Raw genomic sequence first — 15,189 nt, forward strand, 5'->3', positions numbered from 1 at the left:
CTCCGAGATGTCGAGGGACGAAGCGGGATCAAGCGGCCGCCGCGACCACGGCGAAGTTAGGAGCGACGACGTGGATCTGGCTCTGGCGCCGGAGACCCTGGCGCGATGGCAGTTCGGTATCACCACCGTCTACCACTTCCTCTTCGTTCCCCTGACGATCTCGCTCGCCGCCCTCACCGCCGGGCTGCAGACCGCCTGGGTGCGCACGGAGAAGGAGAAGTACCTCAGGGCGACGAAGTTCTGGGGCAAGCTCTTCCTGATCAACATCGCGATGGGCGTGGTCACCGGCATCGTGCAGGAGTTCCAGTTCGGCATGAACTGGTCCGACTACTCGCGGTTCGTCGGTGACGTCTTCGGAGCCCCGCTCGCCTTCGAGGCCCTGATCGCCTTCTTCTTCGAGTCCACCTTCATCGGCCTGTGGATCTTCGGCTGGGACAAGCTGCCCAAGAAGATCCATCTGGCCTGTATCTGGATGGTCTCGATCGGCACGTTGCTCTCCGCGTACTTCATCCTCGCCGCCAACTCCTGGATGCAGCACCCGGTCGGCTACCGGATCAACGAGGAGAAGGGCCGCGCCGAGCTCACCGACTTCTGGCTGGTGCTCACCCAGAACACCACCCTCAACCAGGTCTTCCACAGCTTCTCGGCGGCCTTCCTGACCGGTGGCGCCTTCATGGTGGGCATCGCCGCGTTCCACCTCATGCGCAAGAAGCACATCCCGGTGATGCGGACCTCGCTCCGGCTCGGTCTGGTCACCCTGGCGGTCGGCGGCCTGTTCACCGCGATCAGCGGCGACACCCTCGGCAAGGTCATGTACGAGCAGCAGCCGATGAAGATGGCCGCCGCCGAGGCCCTGTGGGACGGCGAGGAACCGGCACCCTTCTCCGTGTTCGCCTACGGCGACGTCGACAAGGGGCACAACGAGGTCGCCCTGGAGATCCCCGGCCTGTTGTCCTTCCTCGCCCACAGCGACTTCGAGTCGTACGTGCCCGGCATCAACGACACCAACAAGGCCCTGCAGGAGAAGTTCGGCCCCGGTGACTACAAGCCCATCGTCCCGGTCGCCTACTGGGGCTTCCGCTGGATGATCGGCTTCGGCATGGCCTCCTTCTCGCTCGGCCTCCTCGGGCTGTGGCTCACCCGGAAGAGGTTCCTGCTGCCGGCCGCCCACCGCACCGGGGAGGACGAGGTCCCGCACCTGGTGCTGCTGAAGAAGCCGCTCGGCTCCCGCCTCACCCGGCTCTACTGGCTCCTCGCGCTGTGGACCATGGCGTTCCCGCTGATCGCCAACGCCTGGGGATGGATCTTCACCGAGATGGGCCGCCAGCCCTGGGTGGTCTACGGCGTGATGCAGACCCGGGACGCGGTCTCCCCCGGCGTCTCCACGGCCGAGGTCCTCATCTCGATGTCCGTCTTCACCCTGCTCTACGCCGTCCTGGCCGTCATCGAGGTCAGGCTGCTCGCCAAGTACGTCAAGGCGGGCCCGCCCGAGCTCAGCGACTCCGACCTCAATCCGCCCACGAAGCTCGGCGGCGACCTCCGTGACGCCGACAAGCCGATGGCCTTCTCTTACTAGGCAGAGGGAGCCGCACCGTCATGGAACTGCACAACGTCTGGTTCGTCCTCATCGCCGTCCTGTGGATCGGCTACTTCTTCCTGGAGGGCTTCGACTTCGGGATCGGCGTCCTCACCAAGCTGCTCGCCCGCGACCGGGCCGAGAAGCGGGTACTGATCAACACCATCGGCCCCGTCTGGGACGGCAACGAGGTGTGGCTGCTCACCGCCGGCGGTGCGACCTTCGCCGCCTTCCCCGAGTGGTACGCCACACTCTTCTCCGGCTTCTACCTCCCGCTGCTGGTCATCCTGATCTGCCTGATCATCCGCGGAGTCGCCTTCGAGTACCGGGCGAAGCGGCCGGAGGAGAACTGGCAGCGCAACTGGGAGACGGCGATCTTCTGGACCTCGCTGCTCCCGGCGTTCCTGTGGGGCGTGGCCTTCGGGAACATCGTGCACGGCGTGAAGATCGACGCCGAGTTCGAGTACGTGGGCAGTGTCTGGGACCTGCTCAACCCGTACGCCCTGCTGGGCGGCCTGGTCACCCTGACGCTGTTCACCTTCCACGGCACCGTGTTCGCGGCGCTGAAGACGGTCGGCGAGATCCGGGAACGGGCGCGGCGGCTGGCCCTGCGTGTCGGCCTCGTCACGGCCGCACTGGCGCTGGCGTTCCTGCTGTGGACCCAGGCCGACAGCGGTGACGGCTCCAGCCTGGTCGCCCTCGTCGTGGCGGTCGCCGCGCTGGTCGTCGCCCTGCTGGCGAACCAGGCGGGACGTGAGGGCTGGGCCTTCGCCCTGTCCGGCGTCACCATCGTGGCCGCCGTGACGATGCTCTTCCTGACGCTGTTCCCGAACGTCATGCCGTCCACGCTCGACGCGGACTGGAGCCTGACCGTCACCAACGCCTCGTCCAGCCCCTACACCCTGAAGATCATGACCTGGCTCGCGGTGATCGCCACACCCGTGGTGCTGCTCTACCAGGGCTGGACCTACTGGGTGTTCCGCAAGCGGATCGGCACCCAGCACATCGCCGACCCCGTGCACTGAGGGTGTGTTTCACGTGAAACCGATCGACCCGCGCCTGTTCCGGTACGCCCGTGCCACCCGCGGCTTCCTGGTGGCGGTCGTCGGCCTGGGGGTTCTCGGGGCGGCGCTGGTCATCGCCCAGGCCATGCTCATCGCCGAGATCGTGGTGGGCGCGTTCGAGGACGGGCTGTCCGCCGGTGCGCTCGGCACCCCTCTGCTGCTGCTCGTCGTCGTGGCGGCCGGCCGCGGACTCGTCGGCTGGCTGACCGAGCTGGCCGCACACCGGGCGAGCGCCGCGGTCAAGTCGGAGCTGAGGGGACGGCTGCTGGAGCGGGCCACGGCGCTGGGACCGGGCTGGCTGGACGGACAGCGCACCGGATCGCTGGTCGCGCTGGCCACCCGTGGGGTCGACGCCCTCGACGGCTACTTCTCCCGCTACCTTCCGCAGCTGGGTCTCGCGGTCGTCGTCCCGGTGGCGGTGCTGGCGCGGATCGTCACCGAGGAGTGGGTCTCCGCGGCGATCATCGTGGGCACCCTGCCGCTCATCCCCGTCTTCATGGTGCTGATCGGCTGGGCCACCCAGTCCCGGATGGACCGTCAGTGGCTGGTGCTGTCCCGGCTGTCCGGTCACTTCCTCGACGTCGTCGCCGGACTGCCCACGCTGAAGGTCTTCGGACGGGCCAAGGCGCAGGCGGAGTCGATCCGGCGGATCACCGACGACTACCGGCGGGCGACCATGCGGACGCTGCGGATCGCCTTCATCTCCTCCTTCGCGCTGGAACTGCTCGCCACCCTCTCGGTGGCACTGGTCGCCGTGACGATCGGCATGCGGCTCGTGTACGGCGAGATGGACCTCTACACCGGCCTGCTCATCCTGATCCTGGCGCCCGAGGCCTATCTGCCGCTGCGGCAGGTCGGCGCCCAGTACCACGCGGCCGCGGAGGGCCTCGGAGCGGCGGAGGACATCTTCTCGGTGCTGGAGACACCGGTGCCCGCCGCCGGAACGGGAGAGGTGCCGAGGGGCGACCTCGCCTTCGAGGACGTGACGGTCCGCCACCCCGGCCGGTCGGCGGACGCAGTGCGGGACGTGTCCTTCACCGTCGCGCCCGGCGAGACCGTCGCGCTCGTCGGACCGAGCGGCGCCGGCAAGTCGACCCTGCTGAACGTGCTGCTCGGGTTCGTCCGGCCCACCGGGGGGCGGGTGCGGATCGGGGGAGCCGATCTCGCCGGACTCGACCTCGCCGAGTGGCACGCCCGCGTGGCCTGGGTGCCGCAGCGGCCCCGTCTGTACGCCGGGACGATCACGGAGAACGTACGCCTGGCCCGTCCCGACGCCGACGACGACGCCGTACGGCGCGCCCTGCGGGACGCCGGGGCGCTGGAGTTCGTGGACGAGCTGCCCGACGGCGCCGGGACCGTGCTCGGTGAGGACGGGGCGGGACTGTCGGCCGGACAGCGGCAGCGGCTCGCGCTGGCCCGCGCGTTCCTCGCGGACCGGCCCGTCCTGCTGCTCGACGAGCCCACGGCCGCACTGGACGGTGCCACCGAGGCCGGCATCGTGGCGGCGGTACGGCGGCTGACGGCCGGGCGGACCGTCCTGCTCGTGGTTCACCGGCCGGCGCTGCTGGCCGTCGCCGACCGGGTGGTGCGGCTCACCGAACCGGCCCCCACGAGCCGCGGTGAGGCCCCGCGCCGGGAGAGCGGCACCGCGACCGCCGGCACGGTGAACCCCGTACCGGACGGCGAAACCGTCGCGCACGAGCACGCGGGACCGGTCCAGGGCGGTGTCCTCGCCCGCGTCCGCGCGCTCTCCGGGGCCCGGCGGGGGCGGATCACCCTCGCGCTGCTGCTCGGCACCCTCGCCCTGGGCAGCGCCGTCGGGCTCATGGCGACGTCGGGATGGCTCATCTCCCGGGCCTCGCAGCAGCCGCCCGTGCTGTATCTGATGGTGGCCGTCACGGCGACCCGCGCCTTCGGCATCGGGCGGGCCGTGTTCCGCTACGCCGAGCGGCTCGTGTCGCACGACGCCGTGCTGCGCATGCTGGCCGACACCCGGGTCGCGGTCTACCGGCGCCTGGAGCGGCTGGCCCCGGCCGGACTGCGCGGCACCCGCCGGGGGGACCTGTTGTCCCGGCTGGTCTCCGACGTGGACGCGCTCCAGGACTACTGGCTGCGCTGGCTGCTGCCCGCCGGCGCCGCCGTAGCCGTCTCCGCCCTGTCCGTCGGCTTCACCGCCTGGCTGCTCCCCGAGGCCGGTGCCGTGCTCGCCGCCGGACTGCTCGCGGCGGGCGCCGGAGTGCCCCTGCTGACCGGCGCCGTGGCCCGGAGGGCGGAAGGCAGGCTGGCCCCGGCGCGCGGCGTTCTCGCCACCCGCGTGACCGATCTGCTCACCGGCACCGCCGAACTGACCGTCGCCGGCGCCCTGCCCGCGCGGACCGCCGAGACGCGGCGGGCCGACGGCACGCTCACCCGCATCGCGTCACGCGCCGCCACCGCCACCGCGCTCGGCGACGGGTTCACCGCGCTGATCTCCGGCCTGACCGTCGCCGCCGCCGCGCTCGTCGGCGTGCAGGCCGTGGCCACCGGCCGGCTCGACGGAGTGGCCCTCGCCGTGGTGATCCTCACCCCGCTGGCCGCGTTCGAGGCCGTCCTCGGGATGCCGCTCGCCGTGCAGTACCGGCAGAGGGTGCGCCGCAGCGCCGAGCGCGTGTACGAGGTCCTGGACGCCCCGGTGCCCGTGCGCGAACCGGAGACGCCCCGGCAGGCGCCGGCCTCGCCGTTCCCGCTCGTGGTCAAGGGGCTGACCGCCCGGCACCCCGGTCAGGACCGGGACGCGCTCGCCGGGCTGGACCTGACGCTGGAGCGGGGCCGCCGGATCGCGGTGGTCGGCCCGTCGGGCTCCGGGAAGACGACGCTCGCGCAGACACTGCTGCGGTTCCTGGACGCCGGCTCGGGTTCGTACACGCTGGCGGGGGTGGACGCCCAGGCCCTGGACGGCGACGACGTACGGCGGCTGGTCGGACTGTGCGCGCAGGACGCGCACCTGTTCAACTCCTCGGTACGGGAGAACCTGCTGCTCGCCAGGAAGGACGCCGGCGAGGACGAACTGCGGGACGTGCTCGGCCGGGCCCGGCTGCTGGAGTGGGCCGACAGCCTGCCCGAGGGGCTCGACACGCTCGTCGGCGAGCAGGGGGCGCGGCTGTCCGGCGGACAGCGGCAGCGGCTGGCGCTCGCCCGGGCGCTGCTCGCGGACTTCCCCGTGCTGGTCCTGGACGAGCCCGCCGAACACCTCGACCTGCCGACCGCCGACGCCCTCACTGCCGACCTGCTGGCCGCCACCGAGGGCCGTACGACGCTGCTCATCACCCACCGGCTGGCCGGTCTCGAGGCCGTGGACGAGGTCGTGGTGCTGGACGAGGGCCGGATCGTGCAGCGCGGGCCGTACGCGGAACTCTCTGCCGTGCCGGGCCCGTTGCGGGTGATGGCCCGTCGGGAGGAAGAGGCCGGACTTCTGGTGGCAGGCTGATTCGGCGTCAGGCAGGTGCGGGCGGACCCCCGTTCGGGGGCACCGCTGGTCCGTACGGGGCCGGCGGTCCCCCATGTGTACGACGTGAACAGGACCGTCGCCGGGGGCGGGGGCCAGGATCGCAGTCATGCGCTTCACCCGCCGCCATCCGCTGCTCGTCGCCGTGTCACTGTGCGCGCTCGCCGTGCTGGCCGCCCGGCCCGCCGACGGCGACGGCTCCCACGCCCCCGGCCACGGTTCCGTATCCGGCGTCAGCGCGGAAGTGGCGCGGCTCTACGCGGAGGCGGAGTCGGCGACGACGCGGTACGAGGCCGGCCGGCGCGAGGCGGAGGAGCAGCGGTCCACGGCGCAGAGGCTGGAGAAGCGGCTCGACCGGGAGCGGCGGGAACTGGCGGTTCTGCACAAGGACCTGGGCCGGATCGCGAGCTCACAGTACCGGGACGGAGGCGGGCTGCCGCTCACCGCGCAGATGCTCCTCGCCGACGACCCGGAGCAGCTGATGCGCGGTCAGCGGGCCGTACGGCAGGCGGAGGTGTCGCTCGACAAGGCCGTCGGCAGGAGCGAGCGCGCCGAGACCCGGCTCGCCCGCGACGAGGCGAAGGCCGCGGCGGCGTGGCAGAGGCTGGAGACGAGGAACACGGAACTCGCCACCCTGCAGCGGGGCATCGAGCGGAAACTCGAGACCGCCCGCTGGAAGCTCCAGGGGCAGGCGGACGCCTCGGTCGCGGCCGGTGCCTGCCGCGGCGCGGTCCGTCTGGACCAGCCGGAGACATGGTTCAGCAGTCGCTGGGTGGCCCCGGTGGAGACGTACGAACTGTCGGCCTCCTACGGCAGCGGGGGCACGCGGTGGGCGAACCGGCACACCGGGCAGGACTTCGCGGTGCCGATCGGCACACCGGTGCGGGCCGTGGGCACCGGGGAGGTGGTGAGGGTGTCCTGCGGGGGCGCCTTCGGCATCGAGATCGTGGTCCGGCACGCGGGCGGCTACTACACCCAGTACGCCCATCTGGCAGCGGTCGCCGTCGACCAGGGCGACCGGGTGTCGCCCGGGCAGTGGATCGGCCAGTCCGGTACCAGCGGCAATTCCACGGGGCCGCATCTGCACTTCGAGGTGCGGGTCACGCCGGAGATGGGGTCGGCGGTCGATCCGGTGCCGTGGCTGGCCGGGCGCGGGGTGACGCTGTGAGTTACCGGCTTTCGTCCAGCAGCCGTTCGATGACCACGGCCACCCCGTCGTCGTTGTTGGCGACCGTGCGGCCCGAAGCGGCGGCGATCACGTCCGCGTGGGCGTTGCCCATCGCGTAGGAACGGCCGGCCCAGGTCAGCATCTCGACGTCGTTCGGCATGTCACCGAAGGCGACGACCTCCTCGTGGGAGATGCCGCGCTCGGCGCAGCACAGGGCGAGCGTGCTCGCCTTGGACACCCCGGGGCCGCTGATCTCCAGCAGGGCGCTGGGGCTGGAGCGGGTGACGTTCGCACGGTCGCCGATGGCGATCCGGGCGAGCGTGAGGAAGGCGTCGGGATCGAGGTCGGGGTGGTAGGCGAGGATCTTGAGCACCGGCTCGCCGGCGGTGTGGGAGTCCGGCGCCAGCAGGTCCTCGGCGGGGGCGAGGATGTCGGGGACCTCCATGTGCAGCTTCGGGTATGCCGGCTCCTGGTTGAAGCCGAATGTCTGCTCGACGGCGTACACGGTGCCGGGGGCGGCGTCACGCAGCAGCCGTACGGCGTCCAGGGCGTTCTTCCGGGGCAGCTCGCGCACCTTCACGAAGCGGTGCGCCCCGGGACCGCCGTGCAGATCGACGACAGCCGCGCCGTTGCCGCAGATGGCGAGGCCGTGACCGTGGACGTGGTCGCTGACCACGTCCATCCAGCGGGCCGGGCGGCCGGTGACGAAGAAGACCTCGACACCCGCCTCCTCCGCCGCGGCGAGCGCGGCGACGGTGCGCGGGGACACCGACTTGTCGTCGCGCAGCAGGGTGCCGTCGAGGTCGGTGGCGATGAGCCGTACAGGAGTGGCGGCTGCCTGGGTCTCGGGCTGTCGGGTCGCTGAGGTCACCCGGCCATTGTCCCGCATATGCCCGCACGGCCGTGCGGGGCCCCGCACATCTGAGTGGTTACCGTCGTCACCGGCGGCCCCCGCCGCACGCTCGTCCACCCGGATCACCGCAGCTGCGCCGGTGCCTCCATGGCGATCCGTTCGAAGACCTTCTGGTCGGCGGCGAAGTCCGAGTCCGGGATCGGCCAGTGGATCACGATCTCGGTGAATCCCAGGGCGGCGTGGCGGCCCGCGAAGTCGACGAACGCGTCCAGCGACTCCAGCGGCCGGCCCCGGTCCGGGGTGAACCCGGTCAGCAGGATCTTGTCCAGCTCGGTCACGTCCCGGCCGAGCTCGGCGCAGGCGTCGGCCAGCTTCTCCGCCTGGCCCCGAATGGCCTGAACCGACTGCTCGGGCGTGCCGTCCTCGAACAGCCGGGGGTCGCCCGTCGTCACCCATGCCTGACCGTGCCGGGCCGCGAGCCGCAGCCCGCGCGGCCCGGTGGCCGCCACGGCGAACGGCAGCCGGGGCCGCTGCACACAGCCCGGGATGTCGCGTGCCTCGTGCGCCGCGTAGAAGTCGCCCTCGTACGACACCGAGTCCTCGGTGAGCAGCCGGTCGAGCAGGGGAACGAACTCGGCGAAGCGGTCGGCGCGCTCGCGGGGCGTCCACGGCTCCTGGCCGAGCGCCGTGGCGTCGAAGCCGGTGCCGCCCGCCCCTATCCCCAGCGTGACCCGCCCGCCGGAGATGTCGTCGAGGGAGATGAGCTCCTTGGCGAGGGTCACCGGATGCCGGAAGTTCGGCGAGGTCACCAGGGTGCCCAGCCGCATCCGCTCGGTGACGCCCGCGGCGGCGGTCAGGGTCGGTACGGCGCCGAACCAGGGTCCGTCCCGGAAGGTACGCCAGGACAGATGGTCGTAGGTGTACCCGGAGTGGAAGCCGAGTTCCTCGGCACGCACCCACGCCGAACGGCTGCCTTCGTGCCAGCGGCGATAGGGGAGGATCACGGTGCTCAGACGCAGGCTCATGGCACCGAGCCTATGCGCCCCAGGGCGTTTCACGTGAAACATTCGCCCCGGGGCACGTCCGTCGCCGTGCCCCCGTCACCGCACGCGCCCGCTCAGCCACGGGGTGAGGACGATCATGGGGATGAACTCCTTGTGGGTCCGGTCTCCCGGCATCGGCACGATCAGGAAGTAGCCCGGAGGGAAGCGGCGTGCCCTGACGTGGGCCAGTCCGTCGAACAGGGAGCGCAGGAAGGCGGGCACGTCGTCGCGGGGGACGTCGGGACACTCCACGCCCTCGACGTCGATCAGCGCGTCGTCCTCGGGATAGAGCCGCACGCTCACCCGGGGCAGCCCGCCGAACTCGACGAAGGCCTCATGGGGGAAGGAGCCGTCCGGGTCGGTGGTGACGCCGACGCCCGCCGCGGTGCGGCGCGAGGTCAGGTCCGCGCCGATGTCGTGAGTGACGTCGATCTCGCGCCCGAAGGTGTCGGCGAGCGCCCGGAGCGCGGTGACGGCGGCCTCGGTGGTGGGCAGGTGGTCCATACCGCCGATCATGCGGCCTTCAGCGGCTCCCGGGAAAGCGCAGATACCGGCTCGGTACCGCCCGGGTCAGCCATACGCCGTTCGCGCTCACATGGAAGACATGCCCGTCGCGGTGCATGGCGCCGGTGTCCACGGAGAGCACCACGGGGCGGCCCCGACGGGCCCCCACACGGGTCGCCGTCTCGCGGTCGGCGGAGAGGTGCACATCATGCCGGTTCATCGGCCGCAGCCCCTCGGCGCGGATCGACTCCAGGTTCCCGGCGACGGTGCCGTGGTACAGGTACGGCGGCGGGGTGGCCACCGGCAGCCCGAGGTCGACCTCGACGCTGTGGCCCTGACTGGCGCGGATCCGTGTGCCCTCGACGGCGAAGCGCCGCTTGTCGTTGGCGGCGACGACATGGTCCAGCTCCTCCCGGGTGAACCGGAAGCCGTGCGCGGTCGCCGCGGCGATCAGCGTCTCGATCTCGACCCAGCCGCCCTCGTCGAGGGTGAGGCCGATCCTCGCCGGCTGATGGCGCAGATGTTTGGAAAGGTACTTCGACACCTTCACGGTGCGTCTTTCGTCCATCCGTCCAGAGTGCCGGGAGAGACGCGTGTCACGCGATCGATTTAGCCGCAGAGGTTTGATCCACAGTCAAGTAGGGTTATCCACAGGCTGATTGCCGTGTGTTGTGGACAACTGGTCCCCAGCGGCCCGTTGTTCACATCGGCGGTTTCACCCGCGCGATCCTCCGCAGCGCTCCCGGCATCCACCGCGCCAGCGCATACGCCGTCCGCGCCTCCGGCGTGACCGGTACCACCGCCTCGTCGCGTGCCACCGCCCGCAGGATCGCGGCCGCGACCTTCTCCGGCGGATAGTTCCGCAGCCCGTACAGGCGCGCCGCCCGCTTCCGCAGCCGCCGCTCCTCCTCGGCGTCCACGCCCGCGAAGCGCGCGGTGGAGGTGATGGGCGTGTTGACGAACCCCGGGCAGATCGCCGTCACGCCGATGTCCCGGTCCGCCAGCTCCGCCCGCAGGCACTCGCTGAGCATCAGCACCGCCGCCTTCGAGGTGCTGTAGGCGGGCAGCGCCCTGGACGGCTGGAACGCCGCCGCCGAAGCCACGTTGACGATGTGGCCGCCCTGCCCGCGCTCGGCCATCAGCCGCCCGAACAGCCGGCAGCCGTGGATCACTCCCCACAGATTGACGTCGAGGACCTCCTTCCACTCCCGAGGTGTCGTATCGAAGAAGGAACCGCCCAGCCCGATGCCCGCGTTGTTCACCAGCACGTCCACGACGCCGTACTCGGCGGTGACCCGCTCGGCGAGCATCTCCATGGCCTGCCCGTCCGAGACGTCCGCCGTTTCTGCCCAGGCGGCGGCCGCGCCGCGCTCGCGGGCTTGATCCGCGGTACGGGCCGCGGCCTCCGCGTCCCGGTCCACGGCCAGCACGCGCGCGCCCGCCTCCGCGAACGCCAGCGCGGTCGCCCGCCCGATGCCGCTGCCCGCCCCCGTGACCAGGACCAGCTGCCCGCCGAAGCGGTCGGCGTACGGGCCGGGAGCCGTCACCTCCGACGTGCCGCCCTCCACGGATCTCACGAACTCGCCGATCCACGACGCCAGCAGGTCCGGGCGGGTGCGCGGTATCCAGTGCCGGGCCGGCAGCGTCCGCCGGGTCAGCCGCGGCGCCCAGCGCTCCAGATCCTCGTAGAGCCGCTCGGAGAGGAACGCGTCGTCCAGCGGCGTGATGAGCTGCACGGGCGCGTGCGCGTGGGCGTCCGCGCGGGGGCGGCGCAGCCGGGAGCGCACATTGTCCCGGTAGAGCCAGGCGCCGTGGGCCGCGTCCGACGGCAGGGAGGGGGCCGGGTAGCCGCCGTCGCCGGGAACCTTCTCGAGGCGCTCCAGGACGCGCGGCCAGTGCCGGCCGAGCGGGCCGCGCCAGGCGAGTTCGGGCAGCACCGGTGTGTGCAGCAGATACACGTACCAGGACTTGGCGCCCTGCCCCAGCAGCTGGCCGACCCGGCGCGGGGTGGGCCGCTTCAGACGGGCGCCGATCCAGTGTCCGAAGTGGTCCAGCGACGGCCCCGACATCGACGTGAAGGAGGCGATCCGTCCCGCGGCGCGCCGCACCGTGACGAACTCCCAGGCCTGTACCGAGCCCCAGTCGTGCCCCACCAGATGCACCGGCCGGTCCGGGCTGACCGCGTCGACGACCGCCAGGAAGTCGTCGGTCAGCTTCTCCAGGGTGAACCCGCCGCGCAGCGGGCTCGGCGCCGTGGACCGGCCGTGGCCCCGGACGTCGTACGCCACGACGTGGAACCGCTCGGCGAGCCGGGACGCGACCTCGGACCACACCTCCTTGCTGTCCGGGTAGCCGTGCACCAGCACGACCGTCGGCCGCCCGCTCTCCCCCAGCTCCGCGACGCACAGCTCGACACCGCCCGTACGCACCAGGCGCTCCCTGGCCTTCGCCCACACCGTCCCCGACAAGCCGTCACCCCCCGTGGTCATGACTGCGCTACGTGTCCGTAACGTGACACCGGCGAATCTCGCAGCCGGTCGTCCCCGGCGTCAATAGCGGGTCTCCCGGCTGTGGATAACTCCCGGCAAGGGGATTCCCCTACGGGCCCGTACGACTCCAGACGGACCCCAAGACGGCTCTCCGGTCTGACGACCGCAGTGGTACGGGTCACTACCGTCGTGGATGTGACTGTGATCGCGACCGAAAGCCTGAGCAAGCGGTTCCCCCGGGTGACCGCGCTTGACCGGCTCTCCGTGGACGTCGGGCCCGGTGTGACCGGACTCGTCGGAGCCAATGGAGCCGGCAAGTCCACACTGATCAAGATCCTTCTGGGTCTGTCCCCCGCCACCGAGGGCCGCGCCGAAGTGCTCGGCCTCGATGTCGCCACGAAGGGCGCCGCCATCCGCGAACGGGTCGGCTACATGCCGGAACACGACTGCCTGCCGCCGGACGTCTCGGCCACCGAGTTCGTCGTCCACATGGCGCGCATGTCGGGCCTGCCGCCCACCGCCGCGCGGGAGCGCACCGCGGACACCCTGCGCCATGTCGGCCTGTACGAGGAGCGCTACCGCCCCATCGGCGGCTACTCCACCGGCATGAAGCAGCGCGTGAAGCTCGCGCAGGCCCTGGTCCACGACCCCCAGCTGGTCTTCCTGGACGAGCCCACCAACGGACTCGACCCGGTCGGCCGCGACGAGATGCTGGGCCTGATCCGCCGCATCCACACCGACTTCGGCATCTCGGTCCTGGTCACCTCCCACCTGCTGGGCGAACTGGAGCGCACCTGCGACCACGTCGTCGTGGTCGACGGCGGCAAGCTGCTGCGCTCCAGCTCCACCACGGACTTCACCCAGACGACCACGACCCTCGCCATCGAGGTCACCGACACCGACGAGCACCCCGACGGCACCCGCGCGGTGCGCGACGCGCTCCACGCGCGCGGGGTGACCGTCGAGGACGGCAGCGGCCTGCCGGGCGCCGGACACATCCTGCTGCTCACCGCGCAGGGCGAGGACACCTACGACCTGGTCCGCGACGTCATCGCGGACCTCGGCCTCGGCCTGGTGCGCATGGAACAGCGCCGGCACCACATCGCCGAGGTCTTCAAGGACAGCGACGAGAACAGTGACCGGAACAACGGCGAGCAGCGGAAGGAGGCGGTCGGCCATGGCAACTGAGCAGTCCACGCGGACACCGGCCACTGCGACGGGTGACACCCGTATCCACAACATCGGCTACCGCTCCTACGACGGCCCCCGCCTCGGCCGCTCCTACGCCAGGCTCTCGCTGTACTCTCAGTCCCTGCGCGGCGCCTACGGCCTCGGCCGCTCGGTGAAGTCCAAGGTGCTGCCGATGCTGCTGTTCGTGGTCATGTGCGTGCCCGCCGCCATCATGGTGGCCGTCGCCGTCGCCACCAAGGCCAAGGACCTGCCCGTCGACTACACCCGCTACGCGATCATCATGCAGGCCGTCATCAGCCTGTACGTCGCCTCGCAAGCACCCCAGTCCGTCTCGCGCGACCTGCGCTTCAAGACCGTACCGCTGTACTTCTCGCGGCCCATCGAGACCGCCGACTACGTCCGCGCCAAGTTCGCCGCGCTGGCCTCGGCCCTGTTCATCCTCACCGCCGCGCCCCTGCTGGTGCTGTACGTCGGCGCCCTGCTGGCCAAGCTCGACTTCACCGACCAGACCAAGGGATTCGCGCAGGGACTCGTCTCCGTGGCACTGCTCTCGCTGCTCTTCGCCGGCCTCGGCCTGGTCATCGCCGCCGTCACCCCGCGCCGGGGCTTCGGCATCGCGGCCGTCATCGCCGTACTGACGATCTCCTACGGCGCCGTCTCCACCCTCCAGGCGATCGCGGAGGTCCAGAACAGCGGCGACGGCATCGCCTGGATCGGCCTGTTCTCGCCGATCACCCTCATCGACGGCGTGCAGTCCGCCTTCCTGGGCGCGACCTCCGCCTTCCCGGGCGGGGTGGGCCCGAGCACCGGTGAGGGCGTCGTCTACGTCCTGTTCACCCTCGGCCTGATCGCCGCCTGCTACGGCCTTCTGACCCGCCGCTACCGGAAGGTGGGACTGTGACCACACTCTCCATCGACCACGTCTCCCGCTGGTTCGGCAACGTGGTCGCCGTCAACGACGTCACCATGACCATCGGCCCCGGCGTCACCGGCCTGCTCGGCCCCAACGGAGCCGGGAAGTCCACCCTCATCAACATGATGGCCGGCTTCCTCGCCCCCTCCACCGGCACCGTCACCCTCGACGGACAGCAGGTGTGGCGCAACGAGGCCATCTACAAGCACATCGGCATCGTCCCCGAACGCGAGGCGATGTACGACTTCCTGACCGGGCGTGAATTCGTCGTCGCCAACGCCGAACTCCATGGTCTGGGAGCCAAGGCGGCACAGAAGGCGCTCGCCACGGTCGAGATGGAGTACGCGCAGGACCGCAAGATCGCCACGTACTCCAAGGGCATGCGGCAGCGCGTGAAGATGGCGTCCGCGCTGGTCCACCAGCCGTCGCTGCTCCTCCTCGACGAGCCGTTCAACGGCATGGACCCGCGCCAGCGCATGCAGCTGATGGACCTGCTGCGGCGCATGGGCGACGAGGGCCGCACCGTGCTGTTCTCCTCCCACATCCTCGAGGAGGTCGAACAGCTCGCCTGGCACATCGAGGTCGTCGTCGCCGGCCGGCACGCGGCCAGCGGTGACTTCCGCCGGATCCGCCGTCTGATGACCGACCGGCCGCACCGCTATCTGGTGCGCTCCAGCGACGACCGCGCGCTCGCGGCCGCGCTGATCGCCGACCCGTCGACGTCCGGCATCGAGGTCGACCAGGCCGAGGGCGCCCTGCTCATCCAGGCCGTCGACTTCGGCCGCTTCACCGCCCTGCTGCCGAAGGTCGCCAAGGAACACGGCATCCGGCTGCTCACGGTCTCGCCGTCCGACGAGTCCCTCGAGTCCGTCTTCTCGTATCTCGTCGCGGCGTAGGAGGCCCA

General features: G+C 71.3%; 12 protein-coding genes. 7 read left to right on the forward strand and 5 right to left on the reverse strand.

The window, feature by feature from the left end; genetic code table 11:
• Positions 1-70: 70 nt before the first annotated feature.
• From IF28_RS0107045 to IF28_RS0107060, 4 genes are all read left to right on the forward strand, one after another.
• The gene (locus IF28_RS0107045) at positions 71-1,576 is read left to right on the forward strand and encodes a cytochrome ubiquinol oxidase subunit I (protein WP_030215541.1); all 1,506 of its coding nucleotides are present in this window, start codon (positions 71-73) and stop codon (positions 1,574-1,576) included.
• Between the two features lie 20 nt (positions 1,577-1,596).
• Positions 1,597-2,601, forward strand: a complete 1,005-nt coding sequence (gene cydB, locus IF28_RS0107050) for a cytochrome d ubiquinol oxidase subunit II (protein WP_030215543.1) — start codon at positions 1,597-1,599, stop codon at positions 2,599-2,601.
• 13 nt (positions 2,602-2,614) lie between these two features.
• Positions 2,615-6,106, forward strand: coding sequence for a thiol reductant ABC exporter subunit CydD (gene cydD, locus IF28_RS0107055; RefSeq protein ID WP_030215546.1), 3,492 nt, complete (start codon positions 2,615-2,617; stop codon positions 6,104-6,106).
• Between the two features lie 127 nt (positions 6,107-6,233).
• The gene (locus IF28_RS0107060) at positions 6,234-7,292 is read left to right on the forward strand and encodes a M23 family metallopeptidase (RefSeq protein WP_030215549.1); all 1,059 of its coding nucleotides are present in this window, start codon (positions 6,234-6,236) and stop codon (positions 7,290-7,292) included.
• 1 nt (position 7,293) lies between these two features.
• Here the strand turns inward: IF28_RS0107060 and IF28_RS0107065 are convergent, their stop codons facing one another.
• From IF28_RS0107065 to IF28_RS0107085, 5 genes are all read right to left on the reverse strand, one after another.
• Positions 7,294-8,181, reverse strand: coding sequence for an HAD hydrolase family protein (locus IF28_RS0107065; protein WP_030215550.1), 888 nt, complete (start codon positions 8,179-8,181; stop codon positions 7,294-7,296).
• Positions 8,182-8,267: 86 nt separating this feature from the next.
• Entirely contained in the window at positions 8,268-9,170 is a 903-nt protein-coding gene (locus IF28_RS0107070) for an LLM class flavin-dependent oxidoreductase (protein ID WP_030215552.1), read from the reverse strand.
• 75 nt (positions 9,171-9,245) lie between these two features.
• Positions 9,246-9,704, reverse strand: a complete 459-nt coding sequence (locus tag IF28_RS0107075) for a hypothetical protein (protein WP_030215554.1) — start codon at positions 9,702-9,704, stop codon at positions 9,246-9,248.
• Positions 9,705-9,711: 7 nt separating this feature from the next.
• Complete coding sequence (locus IF28_RS0107080) at positions 9,712-10,260, reverse strand: RNA 2'-phosphotransferase (protein ID WP_030215556.1); 549 nt, start codon at positions 10,258-10,260, stop codon at positions 9,712-9,714.
• 133 nt (positions 10,261-10,393) lie between these two features.
• Positions 10,394-12,181 carry an SDR family oxidoreductase gene (locus tag IF28_RS0107085; protein WP_030215564.1) on the reverse strand — a complete coding sequence of 596 codons (1,788 nt, stop codon included), beginning with the start codon at positions 12,179-12,181 and terminating at the stop codon, positions 10,394-10,396.
• Between the two features lie 156 nt (positions 12,182-12,337).
• On the opposite strand from IF28_RS0107085, the gene IF28_RS0107090 reads away from it, so the two are divergent.
• From IF28_RS0107090 to IF28_RS0107100, 3 genes are read left to right on the forward strand one after another with little or no spacing between them, the layout of a single operon-like run.
• Complete coding sequence (locus IF28_RS0107090) at positions 12,338-13,369, forward strand: ABC transporter ATP-binding protein (protein WP_078620940.1); 1,032 nt, start codon at positions 12,338-12,340, stop codon at positions 13,367-13,369.
• The gene (locus IF28_RS0107095) at positions 13,359-14,273 is read left to right on the forward strand and encodes a membrane protein (protein ID WP_030215571.1); all 915 of its coding nucleotides are present in this window, start codon (positions 13,359-13,361) and stop codon (positions 14,271-14,273) included. The genes IF28_RS0107090 and IF28_RS0107095 overlap by 11 nt, the downstream gene beginning before the upstream one ends.
• Entirely contained in the window at positions 14,270-15,181 is a 912-nt protein-coding gene (locus IF28_RS0107100; protein ID WP_030215574.1) for an ABC transporter ATP-binding protein, read from the forward strand. The genes IF28_RS0107095 and IF28_RS0107100 overlap by 4 nt, the downstream gene beginning before the upstream one ends.
• The last annotated feature ends 8 nt before the right edge of the window (positions 15,182-15,189 follow it).

It is taken from the genome of Streptomyces sp. NRRL WC-3626 (assembly GCF_000718785.1).
GTDB lineage: Bacteria > Actinomycetota > Actinomycetes > Streptomycetales > Streptomycetaceae > Streptomyces > Streptomyces edwardsiae.